The organism is Desulfovibrio simplex, from assembly GCF_055387835.1.
In genome coordinates this window covers 1,099,829-1,118,717 of record NZ_AP042377.1, presented here as the reverse complement: position 1 = coordinate 1,118,717, position 18,889 = coordinate 1,099,829, and the positions used below count along the sequence as shown (strand labels likewise).

12 protein-coding genes are annotated in these 18,889 nt (G+C 56.9%); 8 read left to right on the top strand and 4 right to left on the bottom strand.

Features of this window, described 5'->3' with window-relative positions; translation table 11 throughout:
- Positions 1-129 precede the first annotated feature (129 nt).
- From ACZ5DH_RS04565 to ACZ5DH_RS04530, 8 genes are all read left to right on the top strand, one after another.
- Positions 130-762 carry a D-sedoheptulose 7-phosphate isomerase gene (locus ACZ5DH_RS04565; protein ID WP_464255956.1) on the top strand — a complete coding sequence of 211 codons (633 nt, stop codon included), beginning with the start codon at positions 130-132 and terminating at the stop codon, positions 760-762.
- Positions 763-764: 2 nt separating this feature from the next.
- Entirely contained in the window at positions 765-998 is a 234-nt protein-coding gene (locus ACZ5DH_RS04560) for an FmdB family zinc ribbon protein (protein WP_464255955.1), read from the top strand.
- 12 nt (positions 999-1,010) lie between these two features.
- Positions 1,011-1,943: a hydroxymethylbilane synthase gene (hemC, locus tag ACZ5DH_RS04555; RefSeq protein ID WP_464255954.1), complete on the top strand. Its 933-nt coding sequence runs from the start codon at positions 1,011-1,013 to the stop codon at positions 1,941-1,943.
- A gap of 15 nt (positions 1,944-1,958) precedes the next feature.
- Positions 1,959-4,394 (top strand): Lon protease family protein, encoded by a 2,436-nt coding sequence (locus ACZ5DH_RS04550; protein WP_464255953.1) that lies wholly within the window; start codon positions 1,959-1,961, stop codon positions 4,392-4,394.
- 129 nt (positions 4,395-4,523) lie between these two features.
- Entirely contained in the window at positions 4,524-5,099 is a 576-nt protein-coding gene (locus tag ACZ5DH_RS04545) for a TetR/AcrR family transcriptional regulator (protein WP_464256502.1), read from the top strand.
- 361 nt (positions 5,100-5,460) lie between these two features.
- A complete protein-coding gene (locus ACZ5DH_RS04540) occupies positions 5,461-6,906 on the top strand; it encodes a sodium:solute symporter family protein (protein ID WP_464255952.1) in 1,446 nt (481 codons plus the stop codon).
- Between the two features lie 510 nt (positions 6,907-7,416).
- Positions 7,417-8,724: a branched-chain amino acid transport system II carrier protein gene (brnQ, locus tag ACZ5DH_RS04535; RefSeq protein ID WP_464255951.1), complete on the top strand. Its 1,308-nt coding sequence runs from the start codon at positions 7,417-7,419 to the stop codon at positions 8,722-8,724.
- 423 nt (positions 8,725-9,147) lie between these two features.
- The gene (locus ACZ5DH_RS04530; RefSeq protein WP_464255807.1) at positions 9,148-9,282 is read left to right on the top strand and encodes a hypothetical protein; all 135 of its coding nucleotides are present in this window, start codon (positions 9,148-9,150) and stop codon (positions 9,280-9,282) included.
- A 167-nt stretch (positions 9,283-9,449) separates the two neighbouring features.
- On the opposite strand, the gene pbpC is transcribed toward ACZ5DH_RS04530, so the two are convergent.
- From pbpC to ACZ5DH_RS04510, 4 genes are all read right to left on the bottom strand, one after another.
- A complete protein-coding gene (gene pbpC / locus ACZ5DH_RS04525; protein WP_464255950.1) occupies positions 9,450-11,816 on the bottom strand; it encodes a penicillin-binding protein 1C in 2,367 nt (788 codons plus the stop codon).
- A gap of 198 nt (positions 11,817-12,014) precedes the next feature.
- Positions 12,015-17,699, bottom strand: coding sequence for an alpha-2-macroglobulin family protein (locus ACZ5DH_RS04520; RefSeq protein WP_464255949.1), 5,685 nt, complete (start codon positions 17,697-17,699; stop codon positions 12,015-12,017).
- Positions 17,700-17,737: 38 nt separating this feature from the next.
- Positions 17,738-18,295, bottom strand: coding sequence for a YqiA/YcfP family alpha/beta fold hydrolase (locus ACZ5DH_RS04515; RefSeq protein ID WP_464255948.1), 558 nt, complete (start codon positions 18,293-18,295; stop codon positions 17,738-17,740).
- Positions 18,270-18,782 (bottom strand): hypothetical protein, encoded by a 513-nt coding sequence (locus tag ACZ5DH_RS04510; RefSeq protein ID WP_464255947.1) that lies wholly within the window; start codon positions 18,780-18,782, stop codon positions 18,270-18,272. The genes ACZ5DH_RS04515 and ACZ5DH_RS04510 overlap by 26 nt, the downstream gene beginning before the upstream one ends.
- Between the last annotated feature and the right edge of the window lie 107 nt (positions 18,783-18,889).

The window sequence follows — 18,889 nt, the reverse complement described above, 5'->3', positions numbered from 1 at the left end:
ATTTTGCATAAGTCAATAATTTACGTTATCAAGGCTTTTATCGCAAGCCCGCACCTTGCTTGTCAGGGCAGGCGCTTTATCATATGAACAGAATCTTCCACGCCACAAACCCAACAGGCCGTATCACCCATGAATGACAGCGCACTTGACATCATTGCCGCCCATGCACGCGATGGCGCCCGACTTAGGGAAAGCTTTTTTTCTGAGCAGGCCGTCAATCTGCGTGACACGGCGCTGCAATTTGCGGTCTGCCTGGCCAGGGGTGGAAAAATTTTACTTTGTGGCAACGGCGGAAGTGCGGCTGACGCCCAACACCTGGCTGCGGAATTTGTAAACCGCTTCCTGATTGACAGGCCCGCCCTGCCGGCCATTGCGCTCACAACTGATACGTCCGCGCTCACGGCCATAGGCAATGATCTGGACTTCAACCAGATTTTTTCCCGCCAGGTAGAAGCGCTGGGGCGCAAGGGCGATATTCTGGTGGGCATCTCCACCTCTGGCAACAGCCCCAACGTGGTGGCGGCCCTTGAGGCCGCGCGAAACGCGGGCATGCGCACCCTCGGGCTCACGGGACGCGGCGGAGGAAAAATGGCCTCTTTGTGCCACATGCTGCTGGATGTGCCGAGCCCGCATACGCCACTGATCCAGGAAATTCATATTACGGCCGGGCATCTGCTATGCCAGCTCACAGACCATTATCTTTTTGAAAATGTGGCGGCCCTGACGCCCTATCTGCACGCGGATACTGTAAAAGAGGATTGATCATGCCCATCTATGAGTACAGTTGCGAAAAATGCGACAGAAAATTTGAAGAACTGGTTTACGGCGATGAGGCTCCGGCCTGCCCGTATTGCGGCTCTGACGCAACGCATAAGCTCATGTCTTGCTGCGCCCATCACGGCGGCGGCGCTCATGGCGGCGATTACGCGCCATCTTCCGGCAGTGGCGGCGGCTGCGCCGGCTGTTCCGGCGGCAACTGTGCAAGCTGTGGCCATTAGGCGGTGAAAGGCATGCGCAGCACCCTCACAATCGCCACACGCGGCAGCCGCCTGGCCCTCTGGCAGGCTGAACATATCAAAAGCTGTCTTCAGGACATTGCGCCAGAGCTTGAGATTCAGTTGAACGTCATCAAAACCAAGGGTGATATCATCCTTGATGTTCCTTTGGCCAAGGTGGGCGGTAAAGGTCTTTTTGTAAAGGAAATCGAAGAGGCCCTGCTCAACGGCGAGGCTGACCTTGCCGTGCACAGCATGAAGGACGTGCCCATGGAGCTGCCCCAGGGGCTTCTGCTTGGCTGCGTTCCCCCGCGCGAAAATCCCACCGACTGCCTGCTTTCCTGCAAGTACAATTCTGTGGCCGCATTGCCGCAAAATGCCTGTGTGGGCACCAGCAGCCTGCGCCGACAGGCGCAGCTTCTGGCTCAGAGGCCCGATCTGCGCATCGAGAGCTTGCGCGGCAATGTTGACACGCGGCTGCGTAAGCTGCGGGACGGCGTCTACGATGCCATTGTTCTGGCCTCCGCTGGTCTGAATCGGCTGGGACTGACAGCCCCCTGCATGCATTCGCTCGACCCGCAGGCTTTTCTTCCTGCTGTCGGGCAGGGCGCCCTGGGTATTGAATGCCGTGAAGATGATTACGAGCTTTTTGCCCTCCTGGCGCAACTGGAAGACACCCCCACCCGTGTATGCGTCGAAGCTGAACGGGGTTTTCTGGCTGGCCTTGAAGGCGGATGCCAGGTGCCCATAGCCGGGCACGCGCGCTTGCTTGATGACGACACGCTTTGTCTGGAGGGCCTGGTGGCCGAAGTGGACGGAAGCCGCATCCTCAGGATGAAAAAGCAGGGCCATACTTCTCAGGCCCGACAATGGGGTTTTGAGCTTGCCAATGAAATTCTTGACCAGGGCGGCCGCGCCATTCTTGAAAAACTTTACCGACAGTCATAGGTATATCAGATAAATATGTCTAAAATCTCACCTTTGTCCGGTTCCAGGCTGCATGCCACGCTGGACCCGGCCCGTATCCTCTGGGATGACAGCCGTGGTATTCCTCCCCAGCGCAACGGCCGGAAAAACCCCTTCCAGCCGCGTGCCATGCAGGCTCTGGACCTCGCTTTGCAGATCAGGGCTCGCGGCTACCATGTATATCTCTCCGGCGAAACAGATCTCGGGCGTACGCACATGCTGCTCAACTACCTGCGGCCGCAGGCGCGCAAAGCGCCCACACCGCCGGATGTCATCTACGTGCACAATTTCGCCGACCCAGACCGGCCGCTGCTTTTCGCCCTGCCAGCGGGGCAAGGCAAAAAGCTCAAGCAAAGCCTTAAAGAACAGGTGGACGCCATAGTCAAGGAACTGCCCCGCCGCTTTGAAGCCAGTGCCTATGTGAAGCGCCGCGCCAAGCTTGTGGACAAGTTTCAGACGGCACGCATGGGGCTTTTGCGTAAAATGAACTCCGTTGCCGTGGACAAGGGCTTCAACCTTGACATGGATGAGAACGGCGGGTTGACCCTTTATCCTCTGGTTGAAGGCAAGCGCCTGAATGAAGAGGAGTTCGACAATCTCGACAGCACAATCCGCTTGAAACTTAAAAGCCGGGGCGACAATCTGGTGCAGTCCATGGCTGGCTTCATGCGTCAGCTGAACAAGGCTGAAGAAAGCTTTCAGGACGATGAACGCGGGCTGGAGCGCGAAGCCATGGGGCAGGTGCTCGACACCCTGCTTGCCCCTCTTGAGCAACGAACCCTCAAGGCCTGCGCCAACGAAGGTTTGACCAGCTATTTTGCCAGCCTGCGCGAAGACATGCTGAAGAATACCGACGCTTTTCTGCAAAGGGACGGCGTGCCGCCCTCACTTGGCGGCGAGGTCCATGGCGCACCAGGCGCGGACAGTGTGCTGTATCGCTATGCGGTCAACCTGCTGGTTGACAACAGCGACCAGCAGGGCGCGCCCATTGTGGTGGACGACCACCCCACTGCCGTGAACCTGCTTGGCTGCGTAGAGCGGGAATCGGAAATGGGCGCGCTGGTGACAGATTTTACGCTCATCCGCGCGGGAAGCCTGCATAAAGCCAACGGCGGCTTTCTTGTCCTCCATGTTGAAGACCTGTTGCAGCACCCCACCGCCTGGGAAGGCCTGTTGCGCGCGCTGCGCTCCAACCAGGCCCGCATCGAGGATTCGGGCGAGGCTCCGGATACCGCCATCCGCACCAAGGGCCTTACCCCCGACCCGCTGCCTCTGGACCTGAAAGTCGTGCTCATTGGCGGCGAAGAGCTGTACGAAGGCCTGCTTGTCAACGACGACCGCTTTCCCAAGCTTTTTCGCATCAAGGCGCATATGGCCGACGAAGCGGACCGCAACGCGACCAACATCCGACATTATCTCAGCAATGTGGCGCATATCATTCAGGGCTGTGAACTGCCGCCCTTTGACCGCACGGCTCTTGCCTGGCTTGTGGACCTGGGCTCTCACCTGTGTGAAGACCAGTGCCGCCTTTCGCTCAAGTTTCCCCTGCTGCGGGAACTGATGATTGAAGCCTCTGCCCTCGCCAATATGCGCGGAAAGGAGATCATCACAGCGCCCATTCTGGAGGAAGCCTACACGGCGCGAACGTACCGCGCCAACCTTGTGGAAGAAATCTTTATGGAGGAATACGACCGCGAGATGATCAAGGTTCGTACCTCCGGTTCCGCCATTGGACAGGTCAACGGACTTTCAGTCACCCTGCACGGGGATTTCGAATTCGGTCTGCCCCATTGCATTTCCTGCACTGTGGGCGTGGGGCACGAGGGCATTATTGACCTTGAGCGCGAGGCAGAATTGGGCGGGCCTATCCACACCAAGGCCATGATGATTCTTAAAAGCTGTCTGACCGACCTTTTTGCCCGCAAAAAACCTCTTGTGCTTTCCGGCTCGCTGTATTTTGAGCAAAGCTACGCGGGCATTGAAGGCGATTCCGCCTCAGGCGCGGAACTTGTGGCCTTGCTCTCGGCGCTGGCCGAGGTGCCGGTGCGCCTTGACCTGGCCTTTACAGGCGCGGTCAGCCATTCGGGGCAAATAATGGCCGTGGGGGGAGTCACCAGAAAAATTGAAGGTTTTTACAAGGTTTGCGCAAGGCATGGGCTTACGGGCACGCAGGGCGTCATCATACCCAATGATAATGTTGACCACCTCATGCTTTCGCCCGAAGTGCTCAAGGCTGTCGAAAATAAACAGTTCAGTATTTATGCCGTGCGGCGGATTGAAGAAGCCCTGTTGCTGCTTACAGGAATTGCCGCCGGACGTCGGCTGAAAAATGGCGGCTTCTCGCGCGGCAGTCTGTATGATCTTGTGGACAGAAGGCTCGAACGGTTGGGTGATTATGCGCAAAACGCTTTCCGGCGCGGCAAGCGCAACTGAGTACTGAGACGCCCCAAGGACTCACGGACGTTTAGTTCAGTATTGACTTTACGCACAATTACAGCTAACTTGCTAAAGTAGTAGTAAAATTGATGTATGACCATTCAACCGGTGCCCGCGAAAACTATGATGAACAAAAGTAAAAAAGAATCATTACTTCAGGCGGCCAAGGATTTGTTTGGCGAATGTGGCTATGTGGAAACCACATTCAAAAAGATTTCAGACAGGGCCGGAGTTGCGTTAGGCTTGCTAACCCATCATTACGGCAACAAAGAAAAGCTCTTTCTGGCATGTGGGCTGGATGTACTGGAGCATTTTCTAAAAAGGCTGCGTCAGGCCACAGCCGAGGCCGATTCTGGTTTTGATGGCGTCATGCGTTTTTGCAAAGCCTATCTTGATTTTTCCATCGACAAGGACTCCAACTGGCTGGTTCTGGTGCGCTGTTCACCTTACAGCGACATGAAAACCAAGACTGACCGCGACATCATGGACTCCATGTTTTCTCAGGTGCATCAGGAACTGGAAAGGGTCATTGCGCGCGGCATCGAGGATGGCAGCCTTGTTACGGTTGACAGCAGTTCCACGGCGCAGGTCATCATTTCCTTGATGGTCGGCGCCAACCGTACCCGCGTGCTCACCCCTTACGCCATGCCCTCCCTGTACAAGGATGTGCTTGATTTCGTGGCCAGATCCATAAAAGCTTAAAAGGCGTATTGCTATTTCCCGCTGTAAGGTTTTATTGACAGCAGCATGAAGAAAATGTAGATCTCATCCATGAAATTACTAAGTGCCATCCGCGAATTTCGATATTATTTTACCGGAGTCATACACTGACCCCAGGATCGCGGAGTTATGGCCTTTTTGCTGATTCAGGCAACATAGCCGCCGACCAAAGGGGTCGGCGGCTTTTTTGATTCTGCGCTTTTTTATCTGCCGGAGGGCTCATGGACCTGATTTCAACGCTACAGTTGATGGATATCGCAGTACTCATCGCAATGGCATTACTGGTCGGCTCCTTTTTTCTGGCGCTCATCAACCTGGTGCGCCAGACTCAAAGGGGATAGACATGCTGGGCGACGCTCTCATCTGGCTCGGTTACATCGCGGCTTTCATCTGGCTTGCGCGCAAGGGACAAGGGCATGACGCCATGGCCACGGGCCGTGTGGGTTTTGTCATTCAGGCTTTGGCCTATGTGGCGACCTACATTTCCGCCGTTGCCCTGGTGGGCTTCGGCGGACTTTCATATCTGTACGGCATGCAGATGCTGCTGGTGGCTGCCGGCAACGTATGGCTGGGAACATGGTTCGTCTACCGTTACCTGGCATGGCCGACCAGGATCTGCCAGCGCAACCTGCAGGCCAGGACGCCCACGCAACTTCTTGCCAAGGGGCACAAAAGCCCAATGCTTGGCAAGGCTCTTGCGCTGATATTCGCCATTTTTCTTGGCGTCTACGCTTCGGCGGTCATTAAAGGGGCGGCGCTCATGCTTGCCCAGATCTTGCCCATCCCCGTATGGGCATTGGTCTGGATCGCGGCAGCGGTCGTTGGCGTTGTGGTTTTTATCGGCGGTTTGCGCGGCGTCCTCTACACCGAGGCCATGCAGGGCATTGTCATGCTGGTGGGCATTGTCCTGCTTATCTGGGCTGTGCTTAACAAGGTGGGCGGCCCGCTTGAAGGCATTGCGCAACTGGCCAAACTTGCTCCCACGGCACGGGCCAATGAAGGGTTTCTCGCGCTTTCTATGGGTGAACAAGGCTGGTTTGTTCTCTCTCTTGTCATGGTCACATCTGTGGCGGTGTGGTCGCAACCCCAGATGATGCAGCGACACTTCGCGCTCCATTCCCCGCGCCAGATCAACCGCATCACCCCGCTGGCCATGCTCGTGCTTACCGTGCTTGTGGGCGGAACCTATTTTGTGGCGGCCCTTTCGCGCATTATCCTGCCAGAAATTGCTTCGGCCGACGAGGTTGTTCCCCATCTTGTAAAAATGCTTCTGCCCAACGCCGGGCTTCAGGTTTTTGTTCTGGCCATTGTGTCTGCCTCCCTGTCGACGGCTACCGCCCTGTATCATATTGCGGTGTCAGCCATTGCCGAAGATTTGCCGGGCAAGCCTGCAACCAGGTTTTCCTGGTTTCTGGGCATTGTCTTTTGTGTTGCCGTTTCCGGCGGCAGCGCCCAGATCAAGGGACAGCTTATCGCGCTCTTGTGCACCACCAGCTGGAGCATAGTAGGCGCGACCGTGCTTATCAGCTATGTGGCGCTGGTGCGTTTTGGCAAGCGCAGTTCCCTTGCCGCGTGCATGAGCTGCGGTTTCGGCTTTACCTCATGTCTGCTCTGGTATCTGCTGGCCAACAAGGCCGTTTCCCCCACTCCTGTTTTGGGAATGCAGGCTGCGCTTGTTCCTCCCTTCTTTGTGGGCCTGGCTTGTTCGCTGGTGGGCTGGTTCGCCGGCTGGGCTTTGGACCATGAGGGTCGCAAGGCTTCCACATTCTGGCCAGCGCCTAACGCCTGAGCCAATAAGAGATAAACTTTAGGGAGATAGGTTCTCAACGCTCATAATATACTTGTTACGGCGCTCCTCAACAGCGCCAATGAACCGTGCATAGCCTTTCACGGCAAGCGCGCCACAAGCACAAAGCGCCCGCAGTGTTCCGTAAAACGGTTCTGCGGGCGCTTTTTCAAGCCATAAATCGTACGTTAGGCAGCCTGTTTCATAAAATGAGCGCTGGCATGCTGCTGCGACTTCTGCTATCTCTGGCTCTGCCCATTCCCAGGCGCGCAGCGTCGCGCGACAACCGCTCGTCCGGAGCGGGACAACCTTGAGAAGAGACATTCCAATCTTTTCGACTCGCCCGCTTCGACGCTTAACAGCGCGGCAAACCGCGCGTACGCTTTTGCGGCGAGCGCTGCTCACGCATCCGCAAGAGCACTCTCAAGGCGCAATTGCTCAAACCGTAACCTGCGTCCAGAAGTGCGCGCGCCCGACGCGCGCCATTTTGGCATAAGCCTGTGAGTTCACATAATGAAACCATCTCTTGTCCGCGACTCCATAATTGTTGGCGCAGCGCTGTTTTCAATGCTCTTTGGCGCAGGGAATGTGGTATTTCCCCCATATATAGGGCTGACGGCAGGGCCGGAGTGGTTCCTGGGATTTCTCTGTTACTACATGGCTGACGTGGGACTGGCCTTTCTGGCCATTTACGCCATGCTGGCTTCTTCCTGCATAGACAAAAAAGAAGGCATCATGCACCGCCTTGGAAGCACGGCGGCAATGCTCATGATGTGCGCCATCATCCTTTGCATTGGCCCCCTTCTTGCCATACCCCGTACCGGGGCTACAGCCTTTGCCATCTCCTTTTCACCTCTGGGGTATTCCTCCAAGGGCATAAGTTCAGCAAAAGCCCTTTATTCTCTGGCATTTTTTGGCATATCCACCATGCTGGCATTCAGGGAATCCAACATGGTGGACGTCATTGCACGCTACCTTTCCCCCATCAAGATCGGCGGTTTTCTGCTTATTGTGGCAGCCGCCCTGTATATGCCCATTGGCCCCATCAGCGATGCGGTGCGCGATGACAACGTGGCGTGGCACAGCATTCTTTCCGGCTATCAGACCCTTGATGTCATGGCGGCGCTGGTCTACGGCCTTATTATTGTCACCGCCCTGAAAAACAAGGGTTATGAGACAGGCAGCCAGAAAGCCCTCTCCGTGGGCATTGCCAGTCTGGTTGCCGGCGCTCTGCTTTTTGTCATCTATTTCGGGCTGTGCTATCTGGGGGCTACTGGCTCTACCTATTATCCTGTGGATATGGAAAAAGGGACCCTGGTCACCAACCTTGTGGGCAGGCTTTTTGGCCGCGCAAGCACGGTTCTGCTGGCCGTCATTGTCACGGTTTCCTGCATGGCCACGTCTGTGGCGCTTATCGGAACAACAGGAACCTTCATCTCCCAGTTCAGCAAGGGACGGCTCAGCTACAGAACCATTGTGATCGGCACCGGCCTTTTCAGCATGGTTGTCTCCAACTTCGGCCTGGACAATATCATTGCCTTTGCAGCGCCCATCCTGACCTTTCTCTATCCCGGCACCCTTGTGGTCATTGTGCTTTCGCTTTTCGACAAACATATCGCCAATGACAACATTTTCAGGTTCGCCACGGCAGGAGCCCTTCTCGCCAGCGGCCTCAACGTTCTGGAAGAGTACGGCCTGCCCCTGGTGATCACCCCGCACCTCCCCTTCAGTGCTGCCGGTCTTGGCTGGATAGCGCCAGCCTGCGTTCTGGGCATGGTCGGCTACTTTGTGCGCCGCCCCCAGCAGCCGTCCGCGCGATAAGTACAGCCTTGCTGGCAGCATGACGGCATCACAAACAGGCGACCTGGAGCAATTTCATTATGAAATACCTTGCTGTTACGGCTTGCACAGAAGCATTTTGAGATGGTGTAATGCCTGGAAGACAAGGACTCTGGAACCCCCGCTTCAGAGCAGAAAACTCTTTATGCCATACTGAAACATAACAAGAGTTTTAGAGCATTTTCACTTTGAAATTGCTCTGGCGACTGCGTGAGCAGGCGCCCGCAGCGAAGGCGTAAGCGCAGCTTCAGCCGTTGCTTTAGCCGTTGTGACGCAGGAAGCTACGGATAAAGACGGCAATGAGTTACGCAAAAATCTTACCCAAAGCGTCGCTGTCATTATCCGTAAGCCGCTGACGCTGCAACGGCTAACGCGCCCGCAGGGCTTACGGATGCTTCAAGCGTTGTGACGCAGGAAACTACGCTTGAAGACAGCACGCGTAACGACACGGCTTGCCCCATACAATCGCTGTCGCCATCCGTAAGCCCTGCGGGCAACGGCTGCCGCGAAGACAGCACCGCTATTTATTTGCGCTGTTAAGCGCCGAAGCATGCGTGTCTTAAACTTTGAGAATGTCCATTCTCAAAGTTAATCTGGTCTAGGGGGTGGGGGCGTGGGGGAGGAGACCCTTTTGCAAAAGGGTCTCCTCCCCCAAAAGCATTTCAAAAAGCACCTTGCGACGGCGCTCCTTCACGGTACTCTGCCTGCTACTGCGTGACGCGGACGCGCAGACGTTTCTGACTCGCCCGCCCGGCATCATCCACCACACGGACTTCGGCGTCGCCTGGCACTGCCTGCCACAAAAGGATTTCGCCAGGAGCCCTGCTGCCAAGATAACTTCCGTTGACGAACCAGTGCAGATATTTGACGCCAGCCTCGGCATGAGCAATAAACGCCAGTTTTTCATTTCCCTTGTCGCTCAGACTCAGCCTGTACACCAACCCGTCCTTGGGCTGGACAATTCGAGGGGCATTGCCCGATGCGACTTCCCTGCCTCCGCATTCGGGTGCAAATGGCGGCGGTTCCGGCTTGGGCATGCCCGCGCGGGCAAACATCTGTGCGAGATCCGTGGGCCAGAATTCCCATGTCTGCACTTCCGTGCGGCCTTCCTGCGGCATGCAGGCCCGCTGCCCGGTGGTTTTATCCACGAGTATGGAGCGGAACACTCCTGATGCCGCAAGAGGCGAAACACCGGGGATGAACCAGGTTTTTGCCGTGTCCGCGCACAACGAAGTATCAAGGTCGCCCGTGGCCGCGCAAACTTCAATACGTTCCACATTCAGGCCGTGCGCCGGTTCGGAAAAATGGTCCTGCATCGGTTCGGAGGCAGCCAGTTCACGCGCTATTTGCGTGAACAGCGGCACCGCTGAAATGGCCCCCACAAGAAGCGGGTTCGGCCTGTTGTCGAAATTTCCCAGCCAGACCACCAGCACATAGGGCCCCACGATGCCTACGGCCCAGGCATCGCGAAAACCGTTGGACGTGCCTGTTTTAAGGCGAAGCGGAAGCGTTGCGCCGCGTTGTGAACGAAGCTGCCGATCCGGGTCGCCGTCTTCCAGCATGGAAAGGGTGACAAATGCGGCTTCCGGCGACAGCAGGGGCAATGCGGCATCTTCTCGGCCTGTATCATGCAAAAAACGCAGGGGCCGCCATACGCCCTTGTTGGCCAGCATGGCGTACAGACCAGCCAACTCACGCATGCTCACTTCCGCCCCGCCAAGCACAAGGCTGAGTCCGTAATAATTTTCATCTGATAAAAACGCAACGCCAGAGCTGCGCAAGAATCCGTAAAAATTTGGGTTTTTCAATCGTGCCGCCAGCGCTATGGCTGGCACGTTACGACTGCTTCTCAAGGCGTCCGCCGCCCCTATGGGGCCGCGAAAGCTTCCGTCATAATTCTCCGGGTCATAGCCCGAGAAGCTGCGCGGCGTATCGGCCAGCAGCGTCAGGGGATGGATCAGCCCCTGATCCAGGGCCAGGGCGTATATAAAAGGCTTGAGCGTGGAACCTGGCGAACGACGCGCGCGGGTGCCGTCCACTTGCCCCATGATGCCGTCTTCAAAAAAGTCAGCGGAACCGGCAAGAGCGCGCACCTCCATGCTGGGCCAGTGCACCAGCAGCGCAGCGCCGTTGGTCAGCCCATAGGCGCGCTGCCGGGCCATGAAGAGGCGCAAATGACGTTCAATTTTTTTCTGGCTGGCAGGGTCTATGGTCGTGCGCAACAGGTTGCCGCCTTGTGGCTGCTGCAAAAGCTCCGTACTCAGATGTGGAGAGGCAAAAGGCAGATCACCCACTCCGAACACGCGGAGCGGAGCGTGTTCTTTACGACCATGCCATGCAGCATCCAGCCTGTGCAAAGCTGCGGTGAAATGCGGATTATCCTGCGCAGGACGCCGTTGAACGGGATTTTGCGGCACCAGCATGAGGGACATGCTCTCCCCCGGCGTCAATTCCTCTGGAGTCTTGTGAAAATAGACAACGGCAGCCGCGCCGAGACCTTCAACATTGCCCCCATATGGGGCAAGGTTGAAATAGGCCTCAAGGATTTCCTCCTTGCTGAACTTCCAGTTCAGTTGCACAGCCAGAAGGATCTGACGCAGTTTGGCTCCGATTTTTCCTGTTTCCAGCCCATAGGTAAGGCGCGCCACCTGCATGGTGATGGTTGACCCTCCCATGAGACGCTTACCGGTCAGAAGCCCGTAGCCCGCCCTGGCCAACGCCAGCGCGTTGACTCCAGGGTGATGCCAGTAATAGCGATCTTCATAGCGCAGCACAGCGTCCACCGCTGCCGGGGGAATATCAGCAAGGCGTGTGTATACACGATACTTTTGATCTTTTGACAGACTCAGGCGCATAAGCCCGCCTTTGCTGTCGCGCACCACACGGGAAAAACTGACGTCTTCCAGAGGATGCCGACACGGCGCCAGTTGCAGCCAGAGCATAAACAGAGTCAGCAAAGCAACAGGCAGCAAAAACCACCAGCGCCCCTTGCGCAGGACAGCACACAGCGCGCTGTCCGCACCTTCACGGCCGGACTCGGCCTGCGGGGACTCTGTTGCTATTTTTTCTGCCATACTGATAAAATGATTAGTTTTTGTTGTTACGTCTGCACGGGCAGATGGAAATGAATTGCGGCGTCTCTCACAGCCGCCAGAGCAATTTACGTGTAAAATTGTGTTTTTTACATTCCGACCAACAGGAAAAGCAGGGCAATGACCGGGCCGGTTTTCGGATCCGGCACATTGCCCCGCTTTTCCGTTCAACGTCCGTGCCTAGTCAACGATCATTTGCCCACCGCCAAGACGGGCATTGATGGCAGGCTCGTACATGGCTTCCGCCGTTGCCGAAGGCAATACAAAGCGTCCTCTGGTGGCCGCGCGTACCTTGTAGGTAAAAGCACGGGGGGCAAGACCGGAATTTACAAAGAAAATGCCCCGGTCTTCACGCCGTTCATGACGGATAAGCCCCTGCTGGGGTTCCTTGCCGCTTTTTTCAAGCACAGGCTCCAGACCGCCAGGCAGCAGGTCTACCAGAACCACATTGCTGTATTCATCGGCAGAGCGCACAGTCAGTTCCACAGTGAGCACCTCGCCAAGTTTGGCGCTGGTCACGGCCTCGCCACTGTGATTGAGATAACGCCGCTGCAATTCAAGCCCGTTGGCAGCGGCAGACAGCGGTTTGCGCTCAAAGCCTTCAGTTGCGGTGTGAAGATTCCAGCCAGAGTCGCCCTTGGGCAGCTTCACGCCATACTCAAGGCAGCCGGGCGCGTTCAGTTCAAGAACAGAGCCAAGCAGTTCGGCCTTGCCAGCAGCAGGCGCAAAGTCCTGACCATAGCGGGTGCAGGTCAATTCAATGCCCACAGGCGCAGGCGCATTTTTTTCAGCCAGCATTATCAGAGCGCGGGACAAAAGCCCCATATCAACAGTTGTGGCTGTGGTATTGAACGCTGCATCAAGCAGGGCCGCGACGTTGACCTCTTTGCGGCGCTCCGGAAAATGACGCAGTATGACTGCGGCATGAAGCGCCCTGGCAGCTCCTTCATCCAGCATGTTGTCTGTGGTAACCGCAGTAAACGTCACAGGCATGCGCTGCTGGGCGCGGCGCTCCATGCGCAGCATCTTGTAGCAGTCTGCCAGAAGCACCGCCACAAGCTCTCTGTCCCAGCCATTGGTGTTTTCCCTGAACCATTGCTCGAGCCTTTCAACTTCCTGGGTCATTATGCGCCCGTCGCGCAAAAGAACCCATGCGCCATAGACCTTGACGCGGCCATCGTCGATATCTACCGGGGCGCTGCGCACTGTGCTTTCCAGAGTATCGAGGATGTTGCGGGTCAGCCCCTCGGGCACGGCTACCCCGCTTTCGCGCAGCGTAAGCAGAAAATCTCCCGCATAGGCTGTCACAAAATCATTGGCTGGCGCTGAAGGCCAGAGGCTAACCCCTTCATAGTAGGAAAAGTTGCTGCGTATGATGGCAAGAGCGGCGCTGATGACGGCATTGCCGCGCTTTGCCAGTGTTTCTGGTGATGCCTTGGGATCAAGCAGAACCTTTTCGCGCAAAGCGGGATTGCCCAGCAAAGAGACATAGGGCATCGCCCGGCTGATGAGCTGCTCGGTGCAGCCATAGGGGTAGGTATCCAGCCGGTCCAGCAAGGAACGCAGGCCAAGCAGGGGGAGCGCCGATACGCTTGCCTGTCCCTGCGCTTCATACGGATAGACGTCTCTGTTCACAGATACGTTCATACTGTCCTTGAGGGGCACGACCTGCTCGGTGCGCACGCGAGGCGCGGGAGGACGCACAGAAAGGCTCTGGTTGCGAACGCTCCCGGCCTTGCCCTTGCCTTCAAGGCTGGCGGTAAAACGCACGTCCGCCGAACCCAGGCTGTCCTGCGCACGCATGCGAAAACGTACCACAGCCTCGCCATTTTCATTGATTGCAAGCGGAAGCGGATTCTGGCCGCTCAGGAACACCAGTTCGGGGCCGCTCTCCATCTTTATGGCAACCCTGGCATCCTTGCCGCTGCCTTCGACGGTATTGGCGATAACCAAAGCTCCGTCAAACTCGTCGCCCGGTGCGACAGCCAGGGGCAGAAGGGGTTTCAGGATGAGCGTTCCACGTACTTCAGTGCTGGTTTGCGCATTTCCGGCCGTGGAGGCTCCACCTTGTGCGACGCTGCTTCCGACGGCCATTATCCTGATGCGGCCGCTCACATATTCGGGAATGGCAAGGGTAACATCCGTCCCATCCGCATTGACGGCCGCCAGTTCCTGCCAGAAGGCAAAAGGAGGTTCGCCGCGCCGTTTGAAGGGATTGATAAAACGACCGCCCGCTCCCGCCATGTCGCCGCCAAATCCGGGGATACGGCCCTGCAGGCGCGCATGGTCGGGCATGAGCAGGTCAAAGGCCTGCATGGTGGCGACATCAAGAGCCCGGTCGTTCAAAAGATCATTCAGGGGATCGGGCGTGGTAAAGCCGGTAAGCTGCAACACGCCTTCGTCCACAGCAAAAAGCAGGGCTTTGCCCGGCACCCGCGAGCTTACACGGACAGTGATTTTTTCACCGGGCAGCACACGAGCGGGGGCATTGAGCTTCAGCCCCATATTTCTCTGGCTGACGCCAGCGGTAAAGGGCGCGACGCCAAAGGAATGGGGATTCATGTATATAGCTTCAGAACCAAGGGACCGCACAAAGGACACGTTAACGTAGCCTCGGCCTTCAAAACCCTCAGGAATGCGTATTTCCTGCACGCTTTCACCGGCCTGAGCCGTGAACCATGCGTGGGTCAGCACATTTTCTCTTTCAATGGTTATGAGCCCTGTGCCGGAATACGGCGTGGAAAGGCTCATTTTGATGGTATCGCCAGGAGCGTACTGCTCCTTTTCAAGCTTCAGGCGCAGGTTGCCCTTGGCCAGGGAACGGGTGGAAAGGTCAGAAGGTTCAGCAAGGCGCGTGCCCGCAACGGAAAACGGAACAAGAGCCAGCACATGACCGTTGTTCTGGCGGACTGTGACCAGATAGTCTCCCGCTTCGGCTGTGGGCAGGGGCCAGACCAGCCCCTTGGCGTCAAGACTGACGGTCTGGCGCGTGATCTCCGTATCAACGGGGGTGGCGTCATATCGGTATTCACCGCGAGAATCCGTAACAAGGCTGTTCACATAGCGCCGGGCAGAAAACACGATCTCGGCATCACGCAGTGCGGTAGGCGCAAGATCGTTGTTGACGGCCAGAAAGCGCAACGAAGCCTTGGCGTTCTGCGGCACGTAATCCAGATTGTTGGCCTGTCCCTCGGGCTTGTAGCCAAGGGCTACCTCCAGCGGCGAAAACAGGGCTGACAGCTGGCGCGTGACGGCCCTGCCGCCTGTGGGTTCAAAGCCTTCAATCAGCACGGTGCCGTAAAAGGTGCTGCCGTGCAGTTTACCCAGGGGCAAGGCCAGCTTGGCAAGTCCCTTGGGGTCGGTGAACACGTCGGGCAGGTCCATGTACTGATCCTGTACGCTCCCGGACAAGGCGTCATAGAAGGCATAGTCTTCATACCCCGGAAAGCGCAGCAGTCCTTTTCGCGCGTGGAAGGCGGTATGGATGCGGTGGCTGGCGGCAGGCTCACCATAAAGATTGTCCAGCCGTGCCAGCACCATTGCGGGAGGCATGTTTTCGCCAGTACGTATCCAGCCCTTTGGCGCGCTGGATTCAAAACTGGCGGCAAGGGCCAGGGTGTCGGGCTGAAATTCCTCTACCCGCGTGGTGGTGCTGCCCAGAACCGGGCCGCCATAACCGGGCTTGTCCGAAGCAAGACGGATATCCATGCGGTATTGTCCGACGGCGGCGTCTTCGGAACTGGTCCAGGTAAAATTCTGAAGCCCTTCAGGGCCAACAGTAAAGGAGCGGCGCATGACTTCCGTTCCGGCAGGACTTGTCAGCACGGCTTCCAGCGGCAGGTTTTCGGGCAGTGCCTGCCAGTCAAACCTGCGTATCACGCAGCCAAAGTGCAGAGATTCCCCTGGCAGATATAATCCGCGCTGGCTGAAAACCGAAGCGCTCAGGCCATTGCTGGCGGCATGGCGGCCCGACACGGAAAAATTGCTGTAATCCACGGTACGGGCGCTGTCGTCAAGAGAAAGCCAGGCCATGTCCTGTCCCCCGCCTTGGGCAGGCGCAAGGGCCACAAGGGCCACGGGGCGTTTTTCCCTTTCAAGTCCAACCGTGGAGGGCAGATCGGCACGCCCCTGGGCATTGGTCACAGCGCTGCAAACGGGCAGACCGTTGGCCCCCAGCAGGCGCACCTCGGCGTTGGACACGGGCTTGCCTGTGGCAATGTTCTGCACAAACACCGCCCGGGTGCCGTCAGAAGCTGTTTTCACACTGAGCCCCATGTCGGTGACCAGCAGCAGGCGTGCGGCCTCAGCCACCTGTTTGTCGCCATTGCGCCCTGTGAGCACCATGCGCATAAGACCGTGCCGCAGACCACCCTGCCCTTGCAGCAGCGGGGCCAGATCCAGCACGCCAAAAAACGCCTGGCCGGGGATATCCCCACGCTCGCCCTTGCGCACATTGATATGCCCCTGAACCATATCACTCAGAACCGTAAAGTCCGCTTCCGGTTCTTCAAAGCTGCCGTCCTTGGCCAAAAGAGCCATAAAGGGTTCGCGCACGCGCTCGGCGCGCCAGTCGATTTCCGTCAGGCCCAGAGCGTAAATATCAAGCTTTTTATCTCCGCTGAGCGCAAGAATGTTGCCGGGCTGCAAAAAAGACAATTCCGCTCCCATGCCGGGAACAGTCAGAATAAAGCGGCGCACATCAGACAGTGAGAGCCCGCCTGTGGACGTGAGGCCGGGCTTCACAGCGGCCAGCAGGCCCCGCCCGCTTGCGGCTTTTACACGCAGTACAACCTGATCTGTGGGTTCATCAGCAGCCTGAACCAATTGCGGCTGCAGCTTTTCACCATTTGCGATGTCCGCGGCGCTGATGGCGGGCATCTTTGCCCAATTGGCTTCCTGCCCTGCTTCTGGCGTTATTGTGCGCGGCAACTGGACGACATCCAGGTAGCGCAGCACCTCTGAGGGCAGCACACGCAGGCTGGTTTTCACCACCAGGTGGTATTCCTTGTCCAACCCCTTGTCATACGCGACCCGCACGCCGATATCACTGACGTTCATAATGCGGTCACGCCCGGTGACATAAAGCAGTGCCTCGGTATTTCCGGTCGCTTTGCCGCCAGAGCTTTTCACCATGCGCATGTTGTTTTTTTCAATGAATCCCGGCAGGCCCTTAACAGATATGACGGCGGCAGCGTTATCCCTGGGCAGGCTTGTAACAGTGGCAGAGACCACAACCTCATCACGGCGTTCGTTCCATACAAAACGCGGAGCGCCAAGAGCCAGACCGCTCTTCGCGTCGCTGGGGCGCAGGGTTATACTCCCTTCCATACTTTGGGGATTGACCGGCCACATAAAATACACCGGAACAGAAACGGCGTGCGCCCCCTTGGGGGACGGATCGATCCAGAAGGTTTCCTTACCTAGCCTTACGGCCTGCGGCTGCGTCGTGTAGCGAACCTGACGGTTAACCTCGAACCGTGACGGCAATGGCACTCTGTCAAGCGAGATGGAGTACGTGGTCTGGGGATTCAATGACGTTTCTGGCTGAAAATACATCGTGGAACCATAGTTCCATCGCCACTGCCCAGGCACAGCCGGAGTCATGCGCACACCTTCCACCAGGCGGCCTTCCTGACCGGCAGGCGGGCCGGAGCACTGGCGCGACCAGTCCGATCCGTACTGTTTTTTGCAGCGTTCAACATCGACTTCAAAACTTATGGAAAATCCGTCCGCCCGTTTCCAGCTGTCGGCTTCAGGTCGGCTGGGTTCGGCAATACGGTATGCCGGACCTGCGATAGCAGCGCCGGCAAGACTTGTTATAAGCATGCACACTGCAATGATGTGCACAATGAATTTATGAAGCATGGTATCTCCACGTGTTACAAGGCGGCCTAATATGTGCGTTACTGTTGCCAATCGCGCAGCGTGCGCACAATAGTCTCATCCAGTGCCGTCAGGCTATGACCATCATTTGTTTCATGAATATATGCGTAATTTTTCCAGTAGGCGCGGGCCTCTTCGGGGTCCAGCAGGGTGTCGGCCAGCCCCAGAACCACCATGCGCTTGACGGGAGCAGAGCGCACATCGGCAAAAATGGAATAGCTGTCGCACATTTCGGGCGTGAATTCCCAGTGCTGGCCCCCGTAAAAATAGGTGTTTGGCCCCACAAATTGCCGCAATGACTGGGCAGGCCGAACTGCCGGGTTGATAAGAACGCAGTTGCAAAGCAGCAGCGCCGACAGTTGGGATGCGTAAAATCCGCCAAGGGAAGCGCCTACAAGAACAAAAGGAGATGAGGCGTTTTTGATATCCCGCGCCTGTTTTTGCAGACGCGCCAGGTTTTCAGGAAAAAAGCCGCTTGAAGGATAGTCCAGCGCATGCGCGTCAGGAAAAAACTTGCGCAGCATGCCAAAAGTATTGCTTGCAGGGCTGGAATTAAAGCCATGAATATACGCTATCATGCAGTTTCTCCAAGAGCGGTTTGCTTTTACAATATCCATTGGCAAGGCTTGAAACACACACGGTACCACGATCCACAGCGCAGCCACCGAGCGGCATTGTCGTTGCAGCGGTCATTGCAGCGAGGAACTTTGCCGTTGCGGCACAGAGCTTTAGGGACAAAGCGCTTCGTACGGCAATGAAGGCCGCAGTACTTGCCGGGAACAAGTCGCGTCGTCGCGGCCACGGCTGAAGCACTGCGTGTGCCTTCACGGCGGGCGGCTGTTCGGGCAGTCGCCAGAACAATTTCAAAATAAAAAGAGCCTGACTGTCGCCAGGATCGGCGATGCAGTAACCATACTGACAACCGGACGGGAGAGTTGCTCTCTTGTGGAACATATACGGCTGCGCAAAAAATTCTTCAGAACCTGCCTGAACAAAAACAGCCGGATACAGTTGTATGGAAACAAAAATGCTGTAAGAAGGCATAGATGCGGCAATCAGAGCCAACTTCGGCCACACTGCTGATTGATGTTTTTGTGGCGAACGCGCTCAATTTTGTCTGAACATTCAGTTCGTACGATGCAACGCTATACTCTGCCTGCATCTATGTCAAT